This is a genomic window from Pseudomonas sp. MWU12-2037 (assembly GCF_023242345.1).
Lineage (GTDB): Bacteria > Pseudomonadota > Gammaproteobacteria > Pseudomonadales > Pseudomonadaceae > Aquipseudomonas > Aquipseudomonas gingeri_D.
Genome location: NZ_JALLIZ010000016.1, coordinates 33,876 through 52,886, shown reverse-complemented (window position 1 = coordinate 52,886; position 19,011 = coordinate 33,876). Strand labels below are relative to the sequence as shown.

The 19,011-nt window shown below is 62.3% G+C and carries 18 protein-coding genes; 11 read left to right on the top strand and 7 right to left on the bottom strand.

All coding sequences use genetic code 11. The features are described 5' to 3' along the window. Nucleotides 1-2,505 carry a fimbria/pilus outer membrane usher protein gene (locus M5B42_RS24165; RefSeq protein ID WP_248747228.1) on the top strand — a complete coding sequence of 835 codons (2,505 nt, stop codon included), beginning with the start codon at nucleotides 1-3 and terminating at the stop codon, nucleotides 2,503-2,505. Next, nucleotides 2,502-3,053 carry a hypothetical protein gene (locus M5B42_RS24160; RefSeq protein ID WP_247263067.1) on the top strand — a complete coding sequence of 184 codons (552 nt, stop codon included), beginning with the start codon at nucleotides 2,502-2,504 and terminating at the stop codon, nucleotides 3,051-3,053. Before M5B42_RS24165 ends, M5B42_RS24160 begins: the two co-directional genes overlap by 4 nt. A gap of 4 nt (nucleotides 3,054-3,057) precedes the next feature. On the opposite strand, the gene M5B42_RS24155 is transcribed toward M5B42_RS24160, so the two are convergent. From M5B42_RS24155 to M5B42_RS24140, 4 genes are read right to left on the bottom strand one after another with little or no spacing between them, the layout of a single operon-like run. Continuing rightward, the gene (locus tag M5B42_RS24155) at nucleotides 3,058-3,795 is read right to left on the bottom strand and encodes an amino acid ABC transporter ATP-binding protein (protein WP_103496077.1); all 738 of its coding nucleotides are present in this window, start codon (nucleotides 3,793-3,795) and stop codon (nucleotides 3,058-3,060) included. Then, nucleotides 3,782-4,432: an amino acid ABC transporter permease gene (locus tag M5B42_RS24150; protein ID WP_248747268.1), complete on the bottom strand. Its 651-nt coding sequence runs from the start codon at nucleotides 4,430-4,432 to the stop codon at nucleotides 3,782-3,784. Before M5B42_RS24150 ends, M5B42_RS24155 begins: the two co-directional genes overlap by 14 nt. Then, on the bottom strand, nucleotides 4,429-5,094 hold the full coding sequence (locus M5B42_RS24145) for an amino acid ABC transporter permease (RefSeq protein ID WP_100942099.1): 666 nt from the start codon (nucleotides 5,092-5,094) through the stop codon (nucleotides 4,429-4,431). The genes M5B42_RS24150 and M5B42_RS24145 overlap by 4 nt, the downstream gene beginning before the upstream one ends. A 24-nt stretch (nucleotides 5,095-5,118) precedes the next feature. Further along, nucleotides 5,119-5,904 carry a transporter substrate-binding domain-containing protein gene (locus M5B42_RS24140; protein ID WP_100942098.1) on the bottom strand — a complete coding sequence of 262 codons (786 nt, stop codon included), beginning with the start codon at nucleotides 5,902-5,904 and terminating at the stop codon, nucleotides 5,119-5,121. 251 nt (nucleotides 5,905-6,155) lie between these two features. Here M5B42_RS24140 and M5B42_RS24135 point away from each other — a divergent pair, with 251 nt between their 5' ends. From M5B42_RS24135 to M5B42_RS24115, 5 genes are all read left to right on the top strand, one after another. Continuing rightward, nucleotides 6,156-6,857: a FadR/GntR family transcriptional regulator gene (locus M5B42_RS24135; protein ID WP_177100883.1), complete on the top strand. Its 702-nt coding sequence runs from the start codon at nucleotides 6,156-6,158 to the stop codon at nucleotides 6,855-6,857. Nucleotides 6,858-7,006: 149 nt separating this feature from the next. Continuing rightward, the gene (gene trxA, locus M5B42_RS24130; RefSeq protein WP_103496082.1) at nucleotides 7,007-7,336 is read left to right on the top strand and encodes a thioredoxin TrxA; all 330 of its coding nucleotides are present in this window, start codon (nucleotides 7,007-7,009) and stop codon (nucleotides 7,334-7,336) included. 244 nt (nucleotides 7,337-7,580) lie between these two features. Continuing rightward, complete coding sequence (gene rho, locus M5B42_RS24125; RefSeq protein ID WP_100942095.1) at nucleotides 7,581-8,840, top strand: transcription termination factor Rho; 1,260 nt, start codon at nucleotides 7,581-7,583, stop codon at nucleotides 8,838-8,840. Between the two features lie 128 nt (nucleotides 8,841-8,968). Then, complete coding sequence (gene ubiD, locus M5B42_RS24120; RefSeq protein ID WP_100942094.1) at nucleotides 8,969-10,435, top strand: 4-hydroxy-3-polyprenylbenzoate decarboxylase; 1,467 nt, start codon at nucleotides 8,969-8,971, stop codon at nucleotides 10,433-10,435. Next, nucleotides 10,435-11,403 carry a CDP-6-deoxy-delta-3,4-glucoseen reductase gene (locus tag M5B42_RS24115; RefSeq protein WP_248747227.1) on the top strand — a complete coding sequence of 323 codons (969 nt, stop codon included), beginning with the start codon at nucleotides 10,435-10,437 and terminating at the stop codon, nucleotides 11,401-11,403. Before ubiD ends, M5B42_RS24115 begins: the two co-directional genes overlap by 1 nt. 169 nt (nucleotides 11,404-11,572) lie before the next feature. On the opposite strand, the gene M5B42_RS24110 is transcribed toward M5B42_RS24115, so the two are convergent. Next, a complete protein-coding gene (locus M5B42_RS24110; RefSeq protein WP_218586062.1) occupies nucleotides 11,573-12,055 on the bottom strand; it encodes a sn-glycerol-3-phosphate transporter in 483 nt (160 codons plus the stop codon). A 307-nt stretch (nucleotides 12,056-12,362) separates the two neighbouring features. Here M5B42_RS24110 and M5B42_RS24105 point away from each other — a divergent pair, with 307 nt between their 5' ends. From M5B42_RS24105 to M5B42_RS24095, 3 genes are all read left to right on the top strand, one after another. Next, entirely contained in the window at nucleotides 12,363-14,759 is a 2,397-nt protein-coding gene (locus M5B42_RS24105) for a TonB-dependent receptor (protein ID WP_248747226.1), read from the top strand. A gap of 26 nt (nucleotides 14,760-14,785) precedes the next feature. Then, a complete protein-coding gene (locus tag M5B42_RS24100; protein ID WP_103496086.1) occupies nucleotides 14,786-15,433 on the top strand; it encodes a gamma-glutamylcyclotransferase in 648 nt (215 codons plus the stop codon). 217 nt (nucleotides 15,434-15,650) lie between these two features. After that, nucleotides 15,651-16,736: a CyaA/EF/ExoY family adenylyl cyclase toxin gene (locus tag M5B42_RS24095; RefSeq protein WP_248747225.1), complete on the top strand. Its 1,086-nt coding sequence runs from the start codon at nucleotides 15,651-15,653 to the stop codon at nucleotides 16,734-16,736. Nucleotides 16,737-16,754: 18 nt separating this feature from the next. On the opposite strand, the gene M5B42_RS24090 is transcribed toward M5B42_RS24095, so the two are convergent. Further along, nucleotides 16,755-17,348 carry a flagellar basal body-associated protein FliL gene (locus tag M5B42_RS24090; protein ID WP_248747224.1) on the bottom strand — a complete coding sequence of 198 codons (594 nt, stop codon included), beginning with the start codon at nucleotides 17,346-17,348 and terminating at the stop codon, nucleotides 16,755-16,757. 110 nt (nucleotides 17,349-17,458) lie between these two features. After that, the gene (locus M5B42_RS24085) at nucleotides 17,459-18,436 is read right to left on the bottom strand and encodes an NADPH:quinone oxidoreductase family protein (protein ID WP_248747223.1); all 978 of its coding nucleotides are present in this window, start codon (nucleotides 18,434-18,436) and stop codon (nucleotides 17,459-17,461) included. Nucleotides 18,437-18,592: 156 nt separating this feature from the next. Between M5B42_RS24085 and M5B42_RS24080 the strand changes: the two genes are divergently transcribed. Continuing rightward, nucleotides 18,593-19,009: a flagellar basal body-associated protein FliL gene (locus M5B42_RS24080; RefSeq protein ID WP_177100897.1), complete on the top strand. Its 417-nt coding sequence runs from the start codon at nucleotides 18,593-18,595 to the stop codon at nucleotides 19,007-19,009. Nucleotides 19,010-19,011 lie beyond the last annotated feature (2 nt).

The window sequence follows — 19,011 nt, the reverse complement described above, 5'->3', positions numbered from 1 at the left end:
GTGGGATCCCTAGGCAAGCCTGCCCCTGTCTCGAGGCTGGCGAAGGTACTGGCGCCGGGCCGGGGCCTGGTGAGCGGGCTGGGCGTCGCGGTCTTGCTGGGACTGGGCGAGCCGGTCGCCGCCGAGAAAAAGGACGATACGGCTGACGCGGAGTTTGACCTGTCGGTGCTTTCCGAGCGCGGTCTCGATCCACAGGTGGCCGACTATTTCCGCTCGGCGCCGCGCTTTCGTGAAGGAGCGCAGCGGGTGACGCTGGAACTCAACGGCAAGCGCCTGGGGCTGGCGGAGCTGCGTTTCGACCGGGACGGCGAGTTGTGTTTCACCTCCGGGTTGCTGGACAAGGCCGGCTTGAAGAGGCCCGACGTTGGCGCGGATGCCGATGAGGACGCCTGTCACGCCTTTGTGCGTGAGTACCCGCAGACCCAGGTCATCCTGCGACCCAACAGCGAGGAGGTTTTCCTGCTGGTGCCGACCCAGGCCCTGCGCGGACCGGAGCTCGACAGCGGGGTCTACGCCCGTGGCGGCACGGCCGGACTGCTCAACTACGAGGTGCTGGGTTTCGATACGCGCTCGCGCCAGGGCGGCGGGCGTTTCTTCTCGGCGACCACCGAGGCCGGGTTCAATGCCGGCGACTGGATTGTCCGTAGCCGTCAGTTGCACGTCTCCAATGACGGGCAAGAGCAGACCGAGCATCTGTATGCCTATGCGCAGCGGGACTTCCGACCGTGGCAGACGACCTTCCAGGCTGGCCAGATCAACAGTGCCGGGCCGGTGTTTGCCGGGGTCCGGCTTTCCGGTGTGCAATTCATGCCCGATGGCGCGCAACGAGGCCAGGCCGGGCGCGGTGTCCTGGTCGAGGGGGTGGCCTTCGACGCGTCGCGGGTCGAGGTTCGCCAGTCCGGGGCTTTGATCCATACCAGCCTGGTGCCGCAAGGCCCGTTCAGCCTGGGCGGCTTGCCGTTGCTCAATGGCACCAGTGACCTGGAGGTCAGGGTGATCGGCCAATCCGGCAGCGAGCGCCGCTTTGTCGTGCCGGCCGCATCCTTTCCGGGCGCCACGGCGGTCCAGCCCGGTTACTACCTGTCCCTGGGGCGACTGCGCGGCGCCACCGGTCGCGGCGAAGAGCCGCCCTTGCTCGCCACCGGCAGCGGCACCTGGGGACTGGGCGAGGCCACGTCATTCAGCGCCGGGCTGCTGGGCAGCGATGACTACCGTGCCAGCGGCTGGGCGCTCGACAGCCGCCTCTGGCAGCAGGTCGGTGTCGGCCTGCGCAACAGCCTGTCCCATGACACCCGGCGTTCGCTGGCGGGGAGCCAGAACAGCCTGTCGTTGAACAGTCCGTTGGGGGCGGGTGTCGACCTGGACCTCAGTGCCACCCTACGCAGTGCCGGCTATCGCGATCTGCTGCAAATCGGCGAGGTGGGGCTGGCGGACGATCCCGGCTCACGCTTCAAGCACCAGTACACCGCCGCGCTGGGCTGGTCGGCCCCGCAACTAGGTGGTTTCAGCCTCGGTTACTCGCGCAGTGTGATGTTCGACGGGAGCTTGTCCCGGCGTCTGCACGGCACCTGGAGCAAGAGCTACCGCTACGCCAGCCTGAGCCTCAGCGTGGATTCCGACGTCGGTTCGGGCGGCGACCGCCATGCCGTCGACTCGGGCCTGGGGCTGCGGTTGGGGGTCAGTGTCCCGCTGGGCGGCGACCGGCGCATCAGCAGCTACCTCAATCGCCGTGGCGAGCGCCTCGATATCGGCGGCGACTACCGCGAGCGGGTCAACGATACCCTCAGCTATGACCTGGGGCTGGAACAGGACCTCAAGGGCGACCGGCAGATCACCCGGGGCAACCTGAGCCTGATGCCGCGTTACACCCAGGTCGGCCTGGGGGTGACACGCAGCGACTCCAGCAGTAGCTACAGCGGACATTTGTCCGGAGGCCTTGCGCTGCACGAGGGCGGCCTGACGTTCTCGCCCTACGCGATCCAGGAGACCTTTGGCGTGGTCTCGGTGGGCGATCTTTCCGGCGCCCGGATCACCACGCCCCAGGGGCCGGTCTGGACCGACTTCAGCGGCCAGGCGGTGGTCGCCGGTCTGCCGGCCTACCGCAGCAGCCAGTTGGAAGTCGACACCCGCTCGTTGCCACGGCGGATCGACCTGCGCAACGGAACAAAAAGCCTTGAAGCCGGGCGCGGCTCATTCAATCGGGTGGATTTCGCGGTGGTGAAGGTTCGACGGCTGCTGCTCAAGGTCACTGATGAAAACGCCGAGCCGTTGCCCCAGGGCGCCTCGGTGTTCAGTGAAGACAAGGCCTTCCTGACCACGGTGGTCGGCGGCGGCATGATTTTTCTGAGCGATGTCGAGGCCGGCCAGCGGCTCACGATCAGGCGGGCGGATCACACGGCCTGCACGCTGCCGGTCGAAATACCCGAATCCGCGGACAGCGATCGGCTTTATGAAACGGCCACGGCGGTTTGCCGGGCAAGTCAACCCTATGGAAGACCTCTATGAACTCTCGTGTCCGCGTGGTTTTACGGCGTTGTTGCGTCGCGCTTGTCCTGTTTTCAGCCCCCGCCGGGGCCAATGACTGCACGCTGTCGCTGAGCCAGTCGCAGATCGAACTGGGTGCACTGCGCCCGGGAGCTTTGGCAATGGCGCCCGGCCAGCCTGACCTGTTCCTCGGGACCCGGCGGCTGAGCCTGAATATTGCCTGTCCCTGGCCGACCTCGATGGTGTTGCGGTTCGATGGGCCGGCGGCGGGGCCACAGGCCTTTCGTTTTGATCGCCAGGGGCGTTTCACGGTCGGCCTGAGCAATGCCAGGCTCGACGGCAAGCCGGTGAGCCTGGCCTCGGCGCAGCGTCCGGCCGAGGCCTCTGCCAGCCACCTGATGGCGCCGGGCCAGAGCCTGGTGGTGCTGGCCCGGGACCTGCCGGCCAAGGGGCGGTTTTTCTCGGCGCAGGTGGAGATCGACACGCACCTGCCGGTCAGCGCGACCCGGGTGCGCGACGAGACGTCGGTCGAAGGTCGCGGGCGTTTCGAACTGCTGCCGGGCGAATAACCACTCAGGCCGGCTGTTCCACGCTGCCGATAAAATTCGCCAGCTCCGGCGTTTGCGGACGGGCGAACAGCTCCTTGGGATCGCCCACTTCATGCACCTTGCCCTGGTGCATGAACACCAGCTTGTCGCCGACTTCCCGGGCGAAGCGCATTTCGTGGGTGACCATGATCAGGGTCATGCCCTCCTTCGCCAACTGGCGGACCACGCTGAGCACTTCATTGACCAGTTCCGGGTCCAGGGCCGAGGTGATCTCGTCGCACAGCAAGACCTTGGGCGACATCGCCAGGGCCCGGGCAATCGCCACGCGTTGCTGCTGGCCGCCGGAGAGACGATCCGGGAAGGCGTCGAACTTTTCCCCCAGGCCGACCCGTTCGAGCATCTGCCGCGCCAGCTCGGCGGCCTTGGCCTTGGGCATTTTCTGCACCACCTGGGGGGCGAGCATGACGTTTTCGCCGACGCTCAGGTGCGGGAACAGGTTGAACTGCTGGAACACCATGCCGACCGTTTGCCGCAGGCTGCGCAAGTCGGCGCGGGCGGCGTCCAGGTAGTGACCGTCGACCTCGATCACCCCGTCGTTGATCGACTCCAGGCCGTTGAGGGTGCGCAGCAGGGTACTTTTGCCCGAGCCGCTGCGACCGATGATCGCCACCACCTGGCCTTCCTCGACGCTGAGATCGATGCCTTTGAGCACGTGGTGATCGCCGTAATACTTATGCAGGGCAGAAACTCTAAGAAGCGGCATGCAGTCTCCTTTCCAGGTAGCGCGCACTGAGGGACAGGGGGTAGCACAGGGCGAAATATCCGAGGGCTACCAGGCCATAGATCGTGAAGGGTTCGAAGGTGGCGTTGGCGAGCATGCCGCCGGTCTTGGTCAGTTCGGTGAAACCGATGATCGAGGTCACGGCGGTGCCCTTGATCACCTGCACCGAAAAACCCACGGTCGGCGCCACGGCAATGCGCAACGCCTGCGGCAGGATCACATGGCGCAGTTGTTCATACGGGGTGAGCGCCAGGCTCGCCGAGGCCTCCCACTGGCCGCCCGGAATCGACTCGACGCAGCCGCGCCAGATCTCCGCCAGGTAGGCGCTGGTGAACAGCGTCAGGGCGATGGCCGCCGCCAGCCAGGGCGAGATGTCCACCCCGAGCAAGGCCACGCCGAAAAACACCATGAACAGTTGCATCAGCAGCGGGGTGCCCTGGAACAGTTCGATATAGGCCCGGGAGAAACCCCGGGCAAAGCCGTTGTCGCTGATGCGCAGGACCATCACCAGCAGCCCGATCAGTCCGCCGCCGACAAAGGCCGTCAGCGACAGGGCGACGGTCCATTGCAGGCCCGCCAGCAGGTTGTTGAGGATGTCCCAGAAGGTGAAATCCATCAGCGGTTCCTCGCGATGTAGCGGCGTCCCAGCCAGTTCAGCAACTGGCGGATCAGCAATGCCATGACCAGGTAGATCAGGGTGGTCAGGGTGTAGGTTTCGAAGGCGCGGAAGTTGCGTGACTGGATGAAGTTGGCGGCGAAGCTCAGCTCCTCGGTGGCGATCTGCGAGCAGACCGCCGAGCCGAGCATGACAATGATGATCTGGCTGCTCAGGGCCGGCCAGACCTTGCCCAGCGCCGGCAGCAGGACCACATGGCGAAAGGCTTCGAAGCGGGTCATGGCCAGCGCCGCGGCGGCTTCCAGTTGTCCGCGGGGGATCGCCTGGATACCGGCACGGATAATCTCCGTGGAATAGGCGCCGAGGTTGATCACCATCGCCAGTACCGCCGCCTGCCACTCGGAAATCTGCAGGCCGAGGGATGGCAGGCCGAAGAAAATGAAAAACAGCTGCACCAGGAACGGCGTGTTGCGGATCAACTCGACGTAGACGCCGAAGATCGCCGCGAAGGGGCGGATCTGCCAGGCCCTGACCACCGCCCCGACAATGCCCAGGCTGACCCCGAGCAAGGTGCCGATGGCGGTCAGCTCCAGGGTGAACAAGGCGCCGCGCAACAGCAGGTCGGCGTTGTGCAGCACCGGCAGGAAGTCGAACTGATAAGCCATGGGGCGGACCTCAGGCAAGCGCGATCAGAGATCGGCCGGAAGCGGTTGCTTGAGCCACAGCTGGGCGTTCTTCTCCAGGCTGCCGTCGGCCTTGGCCGTGGCGAGGATCTGGTTCACTTTTTCCAGCAGCGCCGGTTCATTTTTGTTCACGCCGACGTAGACCGGCGAGTCCTTGAGCTTGACCTTCAGCGCCGGAATGCGTTTCGGGTTGCGTTCGGCGATGGCGACCATCACCACGTTGCCGCTGGCGATCAGGTCGACCTGCTTGGCCAGGTACGCGGCGATAGTGGTGTTGTTGTCCTCGAAGCGTTTGATGGTCACGCCTTCGGGGGCCACGGCGGTCAGCTCGATGTCCTCGATGGCGCCACGGGTGACACTGATGGTCTTGCCCTTGAGATCGGCCAGGCCGTTGATCGGCGCGTCCGGCGGACCGAACACCGCGAGATAGAAGGGCGCATAGGCCCGGGAAAAGTCGATGACCTTCTCCCGCTCCGGGTTCTTGCCGAGGCTGGAAATCACCAGGTCGACCTTGCCGGTGGTGAGGAACGGAATGCGATTGGTGCTGTTGACCGGGGTCAGTTCCAGCTTGACCTTGAGTTGTTCGGCCAGCAGCTTCGCGGTGTCGATGTCCAGGCCACGGGGTTTCATGTCCGGGCCCACCGAGCCGAACGGCGGGAAGTCCTGGGGCACGGCGACCTTGAGGGTGCCACGGGCGATAATGTCGTCCAGGCCATTGGCGTGGGCGGGGGCCTGGCTCAGCATCAGGCTGGCCAGCAAGGCAGTGAGCAGGGCGCTACGGCGTTTGGTCATGGCAACTCTCCGAATCCAGAAGGCGATCTCTGTCCGGGGCAGTGCACAGCCCATGCCACACTTGCCCCAAGCCGTGCCCCCGCTGCTGTGGCAGGGTTTTTCATGGTCTTACTGGTCTGAACAGTTGCGGGGCTTTCGCACCCTTATCGAGCATGGGTTCGCGGCGTTGAACCAGCGCTGGGCGTGACTTGCCGGATCTTGCCAATAGCTTTACAACTAGCGCTTTCCCGGACTGACAGCTGAAAAAAACGATGAATTCGATCTCCCGCGCCGTCCCGGAAGTGGCGCTGCAAGCTATTCGCAAACTGATTGCCGACGAGGGTTTCGGCCCGGGGGACGTGCTGCCTTCGCAGCGCGACCTGGCGCTGCGCCTGGGGGTGAGCCGGGCGTCGCTGCGCGAGGCATTGTCGTCCCTGAGTGCCCTGGGAGTGATCAGCGTGCAACCGGGCAAGGGCGTCTTCGTGCAGGCGCCGGTGGAGTTGGCGCCTGCGGCCGGTGGCCTGGCCTGGCCGTTCGCGGCCCAGGCCTCGGCGGAGGATATCTTCCAGTTGCGCTATGCCCTGGAGGGTTTTGCCGCCGGCCTGGCGGCGGTGACCTTGACCGCCGATGAGCTGGATGCCTTGCAGGACAACGTCGAGGCCTTGCGGCTGGAGCTCAAGGCCGGGGATTTCGAGGCGGCCGCGCGGCTGGATTTCGATTTTCACCGACGCATCCTGCTGGCCAGCGGTAACCAGGCCATGGCCGGTATCCTCAGTGCCAGCGCCGAGCTGTTCCTGGAAAGCCAGAAGTTGCCGTTCATCCGTGCGGAGCGGGCCATGGAAACCTGGCAGGAGCACCGCAAGATCCTCCGCGCCCTGGCGCGTCGCGCCTCGGGGCCGGCACAAAAGGCGATGCAGGAACATGTGCGCAATGCCGCCCTGCGCACCGGTATTGCCTTCGTCACGCCCGGCTGACCGTTGGTATTTGTGTGCGGGGGCCGTATTGGCTATACCCAAACTGATCATTTGTCATAGTTAGACTCAATCAACTGCGGCTTCCTGTACGTAGGAAGGACGGCTATGATGGGCAACGTTTTTTTTGGCTTACAAATCCGGAGACTTCCATGAGCAGCGATCTGATCAAACACGTTAGCGACGCTAGCTTCGACGCTGATGTACTCAAGGCCGAGGGCGCTGTACTGGTCGACTACTGGGCTGAATGGTGCGGTCCCTGCAAGATGATCGCCCCTGTGCTGGACGAAGTTGCCGAGACCTACAAAGGCAAGCTGACTATCGCCAAGCTGAACATCGATGAAAACCAGGAAACCCCGGCCAAGCACGGCGTGCGTGGTATCCCGACCCTGATGCTGTTCAAGAACGGCGAGATTGCCGCGACCAAGGTCGGCGCACTGTCCAAGTCGCAACTGACTGCGTTCCTCGACGCTCACCTGTAAGGTCGGCATCGGCAAAAAAGGCCCCGCAAATAGCGGGGCTTTTTTCGTTGTCAGGGGCTAGACGTTCACAATTGCAGGTGTTACATTCGGCCCCGCACTGGTTTCTCCACTGCCCCCTGCAAGCCGTCGCCGACGCTCTCCTTTTCGAACAAGTACGCGATCCTGTCGCCTTCTCTGCGGCGCGGCCTCATTAAGCCAAAAGCTTAATTTCTCCCCCCTCCATAAATGATTACGTCATTCCTATATGAATCTGACTGAACTCAAGCAAAAGCCGATTACCGAACTGCTCGAATTGGCCGAACAGATGGGCATAGAAAATATGGCCCGTTCGCGCAAGCAGGATGTGATTTTCTCCCTGCTGAAAAAGCACGCGAAAAGCGGCGAGGAAATCTCCGGTGATGGCGTGCTGGAGATCCTCCAGGACGGCTTCGGCTTCCTCCGCTCTTCGGATGCCTCCTACCTGGCCGGCCCGGACGACATCTACGTCTCGCCGAGCCAGATCCGCCGCTTCAACTTGCGCACCGGTGACACCATCGTCGGCAAGATCCGTCCGCCGAAGGAAGGTGAGCGTTATTTCGCTCTGCTCAAGGTCGACACGATCAACTTCGATCGTCCGGAAAACGCGAAGAACAAGATTCTCTTCGAGAACCTGACGCCGCTGTTCCCGACCGTGCGCATGAAGATGGAAGCCGGTAACGGTTCCACCGAAGACCTCACCGGTCGCGTGATCGACCTCTGTGCGCCGATCGGCAAAGGCCAGCGCGGCCTGATCGTGGCACCGCCGAAAGCCGGCAAGACGATCATGCTGCAGAACATTGCGGCGAACATCACCCGCAACAACCCGGAAGTGCACCTGATCGTCCTGCTGATCGACGAGCGTCCGGAAGAAGTGACCGAAATGCAGCGCACCGTGCGCGGCGAAGTGGTCGCCTCGACGTTCGACGAGCCGCCAACCCGTCACGTGCAAGTGGCCGAAATGGTCATCGAGAAGGCCAAGCGCCTGGTCGAGCACAAGAAAGACGTGGTCATCCTGCTCGACTCCATCACCCGTCTGGCCCGTGCCTACAACACCGTGATCCCGAGCTCCGGCAAGGTCCTGACCGGTGGTGTCGACGCCCACGCCCTGGAGAAGCCAAAGCGTTTCTTCGGTGCCGCGCGTAACATCGAGGAAGGCGGTTCGCTGACCATCATCGCCACCGCGCTGGTTGAAACCGGCTCGAAGATGGACGAAGTGATCTACGAAGAGTTCAAGGGTACCGGTAACATGGAACTGCCCCTGGACCGCAAGATCGCTGAAAAGCGCGTCTTCCCGGCGATCAACATCAACCGTTCCGGCACCCGCCGCGAAGAGTTGCTGACCGCCGACGACGAGTTGCAGCGCATGTGGATCCTGCGCAAGCTGCTGCATCCCATGGATGAAGTCGCTGCCATCGAGTTCTTGATCGACAAGCTGAAACAGACCAAGACCAACGATGAGTTCTTCCTGTCGATGAAACGCAAGTAAGTCGAGCAGGGCCGCAAAAGCCGGGGAAACCCGGCTTTTTGCTGTCCGGGTGTTGTTCGATTGCGCGGTATCGGGGCGAACCGGGTAAACTGCCCACCCCGAACGCCACGGATCTACGAGGCTCACGCATGCAGTATCGCGACTTGCGCGACTTTATCAGCGGCCTGGAACAGCGCGGCGAACTCAAGCGCATCCAGGTTCCGGTTTCCCCTGTCCTGGAAATGACCGAGGTCTGCGACCGCACCCTGCGGGCCAAGGGGCCGGCGTTGCTGTTCGAGAACCCCACCGGTTTTGATATCCCGGTACTCGGCAACCTGTTCGGCACGCCCGAGCGCGTGGCCCTGGGCATGGGCGCCGAAGCGGTCAGCGAACTGCGGGAAATCGGCAAGCTGCTGGCTTTCCTAAAGGAGCCGGAGCCGCCCAAGGGGCTCAAGGACGCCTGGTCCAAGCTGCCGATCTTCCGCAAGATCATCGCCATGGCGCCGAAGGTGGTCAAGGATGCGCCCTGCCAGGAAATCATCATCGAGGGCGATGACGTCGACCTCGGCAAGTTGCCGGTCCAGCATTGCTGGCCGGGCGACGTTGCGCCGCTGATCACCTGGGGCCTGACGGTCACCAAGGGGCCGAACAAGGACCGCCAGAACCTCGGCATCTATCGCCAGCAGGTGATCGGCCGCAACAAGGTGATTATGCGTTGGCTTAGCCACCGTGGCGGTGCGCTGGATTATCGCGAGTGGTGCGAGAAGCATCCGGGCCAGCCGTTCCCGGTGTCGGTGGCCCTGGGCGCGGACCCGGCGACCATTCTCGGCGCCGTGACCCCGGTGCCGGACAGCCTCTCCGAATACGCCTTCGCCGGCCTGCTGCGGGGTAACCGCACCGAGCTGATCAAGTGCCGTGGCAATGACCTGCAAGTGCCGGCGTCGGCGGAAATCGTCCTGGAAGGTGTGATCCATCCGGGGGAAATGGCCCCGGAAGGCCCTTACGGCGATCACACTGGTTACTACAATGAAGTCGACAGCTTCCCGGTGTTTACCGTGGAACGCATCACCCACCGGATCAAGCCGATCTACCACAGCACCTACACTGGCCGGCCACCGGATGAGCCGGCGATTCTCGGCGTGGCGCTGAACGAAGTGTTCGTGCCGATCCTGCAGAAGCAGTTTCCGGAAATCACCGACTTCTACCTGCCGCCGGAAGGTTGCTCGTACCGCATGGCCATCGTCACCATGAAGAAGTCGTATCCGGGCCACGCCAAGCGCGTCATGTTGGGTGTCTGGTCGTTTTTGCGACAGTTCATGTATACCAAGTTCGTTATCGTCACCGACGACGATATCAACGCCCGCGACTGGAACGACGTGATCTGGGCCATCACCACGCGCATGGACCCCAAGCGCGACACGGTGATGATCGATAACACGCCGATCGACTACCTCGACTTCGCCTCGCCGGTGTCCGGCCTGGGTTCGAAGATGGGGCTCGATGCCACGCACAAATGGCCCGGCGAGACCACGCGTGAGTGGGGCCGGGTGATCGTCAAGGATGAGGCCGTGACCCGACGGGTCGATGCCATTTGGAATCAGTTAGGAATAGATTGATGCGTGTGACCTTGCAGCCGTCCGGCGCCGTGCTTGAGATACGGCCCGGCGAGCGGATTCTCGACGGTGCCCGGCGCCTAGGCTATGACTGCCCGCAGAGCTGTCGCAACGGCAACTGCCATGTGTGCGCCGCGCTGCTGGTGGAAGGGCGGGTCGCGCAGGCCGGTGACGTGCGTGACCACGGCGAGTTCTACACTTGTATTGCCGAACCCCTGGAAGACTGTGTGGTGCTCTGGGATGGCGTGCTCGCGCAAGGAGAACTGCCGGTGCGCAAGTTGGCCTGTCAGTTGATCGAATGCGCCGAGATTGGTGGTGATGTCTGGCGCGTGCGCCTGCGCGCGCCGGCGGGCAAGCCGCCGCGTTATCACGCCGGCCAGTACCTGATGATCGAGCGCGACAACGGTGAGAAATCGGCGTTTTCCCTGGCCTCGGCGCCCCATGCCGGGCGCGATCTTGAGCTGCATGTGCTGGTGCGCGAAGCCAGTGCCCAGGGTTTGATCGAGCAGTTGCAGCGCAATGGCATGGCGCGGGTCGAACTGCCGTTTGGCGATACCCACCTGGCCCAACTGCCCGAGGGGCCGCTGGTGCTGATCGCGGCGGGTACTGGCATGGCGCAGATGAGCAGCCTGATCGAGCATTGCCGTTCCAGTGGCTTCCAGTACCCGGTGCACTTGTACTGGGGCGTGCGCCGGCCCGAGGACTTCTACACGTTGGAGCATTGGGAGGAGTGGAAGCAACTGCCGAACCTGTTCCTGCACAAGGTGGTCAGTGATCTGTGTGGCTGGGAAGGGCGTTGCGGGATGCTGCACGAGGCGGTCCGCGAAGACATTGCCGACCTGTCTGGGGTGAGTGTCTATGCCAGCGGCTCGCCGGCGATGATCTATGCGACGTTGGATGCACTGGTGAACGCCGGGATGGATGCACATCAGATGCGTGCCGATGTGTTTGCCTACGCGCCCAGGCCTTAGTGCCTGGCGTTTGATTCTTCTGCGCCTGTTCCATCGCCTTCGCGGGCAAGCCCTGCTCCTACAGTACGGCGTCGATTGCAGATTTTGTGTACGACACAGAACTGTAGGAGCAGCGCTTGTCGGGACGCCGTATCGCTGCGAAGAGGGCTTCAAGACCGCTGCAAATCCCTCAGAAACGCACCCCGGCGGTAAGCATCGCCGCATTAAAACCCAGCAACACCACCTCCGCCGCCACCGGCCCGTAATGCGCGCCGACGGAAGGAATGATCACCGGCGCAACGCCCAGGTGATTCAGCGGGATCTTGTCGCGATATTCGCCTTTGTATCCCTGAAGTAAGCCACCTGTGACTTTCAGGTACACCGGATAGTCGGCGCTCTCGAATCGTTTACCCGCATAGGCGTAATACGAGCGCTGGCTGAACGAGTTGCGAAACGTCGCCGCCCCATAGAGAAACCCCGAGGCGTCATTGCGCTCCAGGCCGATCAGGTCCTGGTGATTATTGTGGTCCGGGTCCGGTGAGAAGTGACGGGTAACGACGCTGGTTTGCAGGTACCAGAAGCCCTTGCCAGCCGCGTCCGAATCGTTCGACGCCCAGGCGCTGGGCGCCAGCAGAAACAGGCACAGGGCTTGGATAAGGAGTGATGGGTTCATGGTCATTGGCCCCTGGTGAAACCGTAGCGATTGAAGTAGGCGGCCGTTATACGTAAGTCCAAATCGGATTATCAGATCGTGGCCTCTGAAATATCTGTAGGGGTTTTCCCGTACGCGATGTTTAGCTTATCGTTATATGATTTTGATATTTAATTTATTTGTTACATAACATTAGGCTATATGCCCATCGGACCACCGGCTTTGTATCTGCCAATCAACACCACAATGACCGACACCGTTCGCCACACGGACCGATCGTGCGAACTCGGGGCAAGACGCCTCGACCTTGGATTCAAAGGGGAGCGGTATGGGGAGCAACACGCAACAACGTTTGTACACGGCGATTTTGTCGGCACATTTGCTGACCGCCGCCAGCGCTTTTACCTTCAGTTCGACGGCTGCCGCCGAGTCGGAAAGCGCCGAAGCGCCAAAGCTCGACACCGTTATCGTCACCGGCACGCGCTCCCAGGAGCGCACGGCCAGCCAGTCGCTGTCGCCCATCGATGTGATCAGCGGCGACAGCCTGCGCGGCACCGGCTCGGATGAGCTGGGCACGGTGCTGGCGAAGTTGATTCCGTCCATCAACTTCCCGCGGCCGAGCCTGGTGGACGGCGCCGAGCTGGTGCGCCCGGCGCAATTGCGCGGGCTGTCACCGGACCAGGTGCTGGTGCTGGTCAATGGCAAGCGGCGCCACACCAGCGCCTTCGTCAACCTGGGTGGCGCGGTGGGCCGGGGTTCGGCTCCGACCGACCTGAATGCGATCCCGCTGTCGTCGATCGACCATATCGAAGTGCTGCGCGATGGCGCGTCCGCCCGCTACGGCTCGGACGCGATTGCCGGGGTGATCAACATCATCCTCAAGAACGCCGACCACGGCGGTTCGATCTCCAGCAAATTCGGTGAATACAAGAAGGGCGACGGTATCCAGCGGCAGATCTCCGGCAACAGCGGGTTCGCCATCGGTGACAACGGCTACTTCAACCTGTCCGGCGAAGGTGCCGACAACGATTACACCAACCGTGCCGGTAACGACTACCGTCCCGCCAGCGTCGGTTCCACCACCTATGGCCAGCAAGTGTTCCGCCAGGGGGAGCCGGCCAGCGACGAAGGCAAGCTGGCCTTCAACTCGGCTTACAGCTTCAACGACGCCGCCGAACTCTACAGCTTCGGTGGCTATAGCAAGCGCAGGGGCGAAACCGCCGGCTTCTATCGCGCCAGCAATGCCTCGAACAACCTTCCGGCGATCTACCCCAACGGTTACCTGCCGCTGATTCGCGGCGACCTCGAGGACACTTCCCTGGTGGTCGGCCTGCGTGGCCTGCTGACGGATAACTGGCACTACGACCTGTCCGCCAACTACGGCAAGAACCAGTACGACCTGAGCACCGAGACGATCAACACCTCCCTGGGCCTGAACACCCCGCGCAAATTTGAAAACGGCACCCTGAGCAACGACCAGCGCCAACTGAGCCTGGACCTGTCGCGGGAATTCAGCCTCGGCTGGCTGCCGTATCCGGTGTCCGTGGCGTTCGGCGGCGAATACCTGCGCCAGGGTTACCAGATCAGCGCCGGCCAGCCTGAGTCCTATTACCAGACCGGCAGTTCCGGCCTTGGCGGCTTCCGCGAATCGGATGCCGGCAGCTATTCGCGGCATAACTTCGCCCAGTACCTGGACCTGGAAACCAACTTCACGGAAAAACTCAGTGCCTCGGCGGCGGTACGTCGCGAGGACTACAGCGACTTCGGTGCCAACGTCAGCGGCTCGTTGTCGGCGCGCTACGATTTCACCCCGCAGGTGGCCTTGCGCGGCAGCGTCTCCAACGGCTTCCGCGCACCGTCCCTGGCCCAGCAGAACTTCGCCTTTACCTCCTCGCAACTGATCGGCTCGACCGTGCAGGAGACCGGGGTGTTCCCGGCCAACGGCAAAGTGGCGCGGTTGCTCGGCTCCGATGATCTGAAACCGGAGAAATCCCGCAACTACAGCCTCGGCCTGGTGCTGCAGCCGACGGACAACCTGACGCTGACCGCCGATATCTACCGGATCGATATCAGCGACCGCATCAGCCTGTCGTCCAACCTGTCGCTGAACAACGCGGCGATCGCCTATCTGCAGGCCAACGGTGTGGGCAATATCAACTACACCAGCGCCCGCTACTTCACCAATGCAACCAGTACCCGCACCGACGGCATCGACCTGGTGGCCAACTATCGCTACCAGATGGACAACGGGGTGCGCTGGAACAGCACCCTGGGCTACAACTTCAATCACACCAAGGTCACCGACGTGAAGGCCAACCCGGCGATTCTCAATCAGTTGGGGGTCAATCTGTTGCGGGTCGACCGCCGTGAAGAGCTCGGTCTGCTGGGTGACAGCACGCCGGAGCAGAAACTGACCCTGGGTAACGACTTCAACTACGGCAACTGGACGCTGCACACGACCCTGGTGCGTTATGGTTCCTTCACCAGCTACCAGGCCGATCCGACCTATGACCAGACCTTCAAGGCGGCCTGGCTGCTGGACCTGGCGGCGGACTACAAGCTGAAGAACTGGACCTTTACCCTGGGCGGCGACAACGTCACCGACAAATACCCGGAGAAACTCAATGCCTACGCCAGTAACGGTGGCAACCTGGCCTACAGCACTTTTTCGCCGTACGGTTACAGCGGTGCGTTTTATTACGGTAAAGTGACTTACAACTGGTAATGATCAGGAACCCCGCGCAATTCGTCATGACCGCTATCGATCCCGCGTTGTCGAGTTTGGCCTATCCGCCGCGCCTGGAGCTGGGGGCGCAACTGACCCACGAGCAACTGCTCTGCTCCATGCAGGCCACCATGGCCCGGCACAAGGGCGGACCGGTCTGGCTGTTCGCCTACGGCTCGTTGATCTGGCGTCCCGAGTGCTCCGCCGTGGAGCGGGTGCGCGGTCGGGTTCATGGTTATCACCGGGGCTTGTACCTGTGGTCCCATGAACATCGGGGCACGCCGGAGTTTCCGGGGCTGGTGTTCGGCCTCGATCGTGGCGGTTCCTGCAGCGGTTTTGCCTATCGGTTGCCGGACGATCAGCTGGAGGCGTCGCTCTATGCCTTGTGGCAGCGGGAGATGCCGGTGCCGTCCTATCGGCCGCACTGGCTCAATTGCCGCCTGGCCACGGGGCAGACGGTTCAGGCGCTGGGTTTCGTGCTCGAGCGGCACTTGCCCAGCTATGCCGGCAACCTGCCGGACCATGTGCTGAACCAGGTGCTCGAAAGCGCCTGTGGGCGTTATGGCACCACCCGCGACTACGTCGAGCAGACCGCCAGCGCCCTGCGCAGCCACGCCATGCCGGATCGCAATCTGGAAGCGCGACTCAAGCGCTGCCGTTCGGCCTCGCATTAATATCACGGCGATGTTTAAAACCATTCAGTGAAATATACCGCCCTATTTTTATAATCTTCAAAAGCGCTATTTGATATCGATGTGGAAGACGTTATCAAAGAGAGAGATTCTTTGTGGGGCCGTTTTTATATTCAAGAATTGTTTCATTATCCGCGTTCATGAATGAGCTGGGGCAGTGCTATAACGAGTGATCTTTTGCACTCGGGTAAAGCTCCATATGAAACTGAATATAGTGCGTGGGCTATCTGCCATTGTCAGTACCGGCATGCCAATACAACATGGCCGAGCCTTTCAGCGTGTGGCTGACACTCACGAGTGTGTCATTGCCGTGCGGGCCGTGGGGCCTTGCGCCACGGGGTTGTTGTTGGAAAGTTATGCCACCAAGGGCTTTCACAATAAAGCCAAAAGTTGCACCTGGGGGCCGATGGCCGGGTTTGTCCTGGCGGATCCAAGATTTACCAAAAACCCGGATATCGCCAGTCAGCGTAAAGCCTTGCAAGGAGCAGTCAGTTCAGGGGGCGACGAGACGCCGTTGTATATAACCAATGAGCGGCGCAAGGCACTGGAAACTCAGCTGAAGTGCATGACGCTGGTGGGTGGGAATAACCAGGAAATGCGTTATATGGCGTCTGGTCCAACGGGTGTTTCCATGAGTTTCATATTGAAATATACAACGGGTGTGGCGGGCACCAAGGGCGAGGGACTCTGGGGCGTGTTTTATGGACCGCAGGAAAGCCGCCTGTCCAATAGCCTGACGGGACTCAACCAGGCACAGGATCGGACAAACCTGCTCCCGGTCATGGCCATTGTCGACCCCTATTGCCCGGTGGAGGTGCGCCAGACTTATCGGGCCGCGACCACCTGTGATTATGACCTGTGGGCGGTTTTCCCCCGGCGCAGCAGCTATTCCCGCTCAGGGGCGGACCGACGTCGGGTGCCGGGCAGTGATCGCCTGCGTCAGGGGCTGAAGTCTTTTATCCAGCATGAGGATCCCCACCTGGGCAACATCACGCCACGTATCAATCTACTCCGGACCGCGCTGAACACTGCGGTTCGTACGGAAGGCTATCAGGGCGGAGATGTGGTGCACCACAGCGACGAAGCGGGGCGTCCGCTGGTTTCGGACATTGATTTTCCCTGCCTGTTCTTTATCCCCCATGAAGAGGCCTATTGCGCCCGGAATGTGCACGATGTGAAGCACTTGCTCAGTGTGTTGAGCTTTGACTATGTCCTCGGCCTGAATCCGGGCTGGCATCGTCAATTGGGGCTCTCAGTCAGCCGGGAAGGACACTACGAGGTTTAGCGTCGCTTCCCGTCGGTATCAGCCGGGAAACGCCGGTTCATCGACCTTTTCGCTGCGGGACTCGATCAACTGCCCTTTGTGGTCAAAGCGCAGCACGATCAGCCAGTCATATACATCCTCCGGCCAATGCTTTTGCCCGGTCAGCTTTTTCGCATCGCCACCGAAGGCCTCGATCAGGTTGTCGATATGCCCGTGGTGCCAGGCGATCAGTACCACCGGAACGCTGTTGTCCTTGCCCAGGGATTTGACCAGCTTGTCGACCTCGTCGTCGGCATAGGGTTGTTCGATGGGCAGGTTCAAGCGCTGCGACAGCGGGGTGAGGGTCAGGCGTGGCCGGTCGCTTTCCTTGCTGTCGCTGGTGGCAATCAGGCGTTGCGGGGTCAGTTGTGTGCCGTCCAGCGACAAGGGATCGAAGTAGCTGGCGTAGGCCTGGGCCCGATGTTCGCCCGCGGGGCTGAGCCCGCGACCCTGGTCGGGTTTTTCCGCGTGGCGGACGATCAGCACCGTGACATCGTTCAAGCCGACTTCCTTGTGGGCCATGGCCGGTGTGGCGAGTATCAGCGCCGAGAAAGCGAGTACTCCGGGGAGCAGGGTCTGTAGCAGTTTGAGCATGGATTTGCCTCGATGGGATGCAGGGGCGCGCTCGTCATGAGCGCGCCCGGGCCATGGGCAAAATATAGCGGTATTCAGGCAGCGTGCCGGGTGAAACTGTCGTCAGGTGCTCAGCGCACCTGCACCACCACTTTGCCGACGGCCTTGCGCTGGCCCAGGTCATTGATGGCCTGGGCGGTCTGGGCCAGGGGATAGGTCTGCGATACCAGCGGCTTCAATTTGCCTTCGGCAAACCAGTTGAACAGTTGCTGGAAGTTGGCGGCGTTGTCCTGGGGCTGGCGCTGGGCGAACGAGCCCCAGAACACCCCGATCACCGCCGCACCCTTGAGCAGTGCCAGGTTCACCGGCAGCTCCGGGATTCGCCCGCTGGCAAAACCCACCACCAGCAGGCGGCCGTTCCAGGCGATGGAACGGATGGCCTGGTCGAACAGGTCGCCGCCGACCGGGTCGTAGATCACGTCGACGCCGTTTCCGTCGGTCAGGCGCTTGATTTCATCCTTGAGATTGTCCTGGCCATAGTTGATCAGCTCATCGGCGCCGAGGGCCTTGGCCACCGCCAGCTTCTCCGCGCTGCTGGCGGCGGCGATCACCCGGGCACCCATGGCCTTGCCGATTTCCACGGCGGCCAGGCCCACGCCTCCGGAGGCGCCGAGTACCAGCAGGGTTTCCCCCGGCTGCAACTGCGCACGCTGCTTGAGGGCGTGCATGGAGGTGCCGTAGGTCATGCTGAAGGCGGCGGCGGTGGTGAAGTCCATGGCGGGGGGGATCGGCAGCACGTTATAGCCGGGCACTTTCACCTCTTCGGCAAAACTGCCCCAGCCGGTCAGGGCCATCACCCGGTCGCCGACCTTGAGGTGGCTGATCTTCTCGCCCACCGCGACGACCACGCCGGCCGCTTCACCACCCGGGGAAAACGGGAAGGGCGGCTTGAACTGGTATTTGCCCTCGATGATCAGCGTATCCGGGAAGTTCACCCCGGCGGCGTGTACCTGCAGCAGGATCTCGTTCTTCGCGGGCACCGGGCTGGCGACCTCTTCCAGCACCAGCGTTTCGGCGGGGCCGAAGGCTTTGCAGAGCACGGCTTTCATCGGGCTATTCCTTTGGGAGTGATGGCCGATAAGTGTAGGTGTGTGAGTCGAAGGGTCAACGAGCATGCCCCACCCTGATAGTCCGCCATAAGCTTTTGCTTGGGCAGGGCGGTGCGGGTCGCTATGCTAGGCCGCAAACCGGATAAGGAGCGAATTGTGAAAGCGTTGATCATGTTGATGTTGGCCTTGTCCCTGCCGTTGGCGGCAGTGGCGGCGGAAGAAGCCAAGGAAGGGGAAGGCGCGGGTCCGAAAGTCAGCTATATCAGCCTGACGCCGCCGTTTGTCGGTAACTATGGTCTTGATGGCAGTCCGAAACTCAAGGTCTACAAGGCCGATGTGGCCTTGCGCGTGACCGGCGAGGAAGCGGCCAAGGCGGTCAAGGCCAACGAGCCGTTGATCCGTAACCAACTGGTGGCGCTGTTCGCCCAGCAGACCGTGGATTCGATGAGCAACGTCGACGCCAAGGAAAAGATGCGCCAGGAAGCTCTGAAGCAGGTTCAGCAGGTGATGAACGACGAAACCGGCAAGCCGGTGGTCGAGGACCTGCTGTTCAATAACCTGATCGTTCAGTAAGC

Excerpts from the sequence above, each read along its gene's own strand:
- M5B42_RS24160 (WP_247263067.1), top strand. The coding sequence starts at position 2,502 with ATGAACTCTCGTGTCCGCGTGGTTTTACGGCGTTGTTGCGTCGCGCTT.
- M5B42_RS24145 (WP_100942099.1), bottom strand. The coding sequence starts at position 5,094 with ATGGCTTATCAGTTCGACTTCCTGCCGGTGCTGCACAACGCCGACCTG.
- trxA (WP_103496082.1), top strand. The coding sequence starts at position 7,007 with ATGAGCAGCGATCTGATCAAACACGTTAGCGACGCTAGCTTCGACGCT.
- M5B42_RS24105 (WP_248747226.1), top strand. The coding sequence starts at position 12,363 with ATGGGGAGCAACACGCAACAACGTTTGTACACGGCGATTTTGTCGGCA.
- rho (WP_100942095.1), top strand. The coding sequence starts at position 7,581 with ATGAATCTGACTGAACTCAAGCAAAAGCCGATTACCGAACTGCTCGAA.
- ubiD (WP_100942094.1), top strand. The coding sequence starts at position 8,969 with ATGCAGTATCGCGACTTGCGCGACTTTATCAGCGGCCTGGAACAGCGC.
- M5B42_RS24155 (WP_103496077.1), bottom strand. The coding sequence starts at position 3,795 with ATGCCGCTTCTTAGAGTTTCTGCCCTGCATAAGTATTACGGCGATCAC.
- M5B42_RS24110 (WP_218586062.1), bottom strand. The coding sequence starts at position 12,055 with ATGAACCCATCACTCCTTATCCAAGCCCTGTGCCTGTTTCTGCTGGCG.
- M5B42_RS24115 (WP_248747227.1), top strand. The coding sequence starts at position 10,435 with ATGCGTGTGACCTTGCAGCCGTCCGGCGCCGTGCTTGAGATACGGCCC.
- M5B42_RS24095 (WP_248747225.1), top strand. The coding sequence starts at position 15,651 with ATGAAACTGAATATAGTGCGTGGGCTATCTGCCATTGTCAGTACCGGC.
- M5B42_RS24140 (WP_100942098.1), bottom strand. The coding sequence starts at position 5,904 with ATGACCAAACGCCGTAGCGCCCTGCTCACTGCCTTGCTGGCCAGCCTG.
- M5B42_RS24090 (WP_248747224.1), bottom strand. The coding sequence starts at position 17,348 with ATGCTCAAACTGCTACAGACCCTGCTCCCCGGAGTACTCGCTTTCTCG.
- M5B42_RS24135 (WP_177100883.1), top strand. The coding sequence starts at position 6,156 with ATGAATTCGATCTCCCGCGCCGTCCCGGAAGTGGCGCTGCAAGCTATT.
- M5B42_RS24100 (WP_103496086.1), top strand. The coding sequence starts at position 14,786 with ATGACCGCTATCGATCCCGCGTTGTCGAGTTTGGCCTATCCGCCGCGC.
- M5B42_RS24085 (WP_248747223.1), bottom strand. The coding sequence starts at position 18,436 with ATGAAAGCCGTGCTCTGCAAAGCCTTCGGCCCCGCCGAAACGCTGGTG.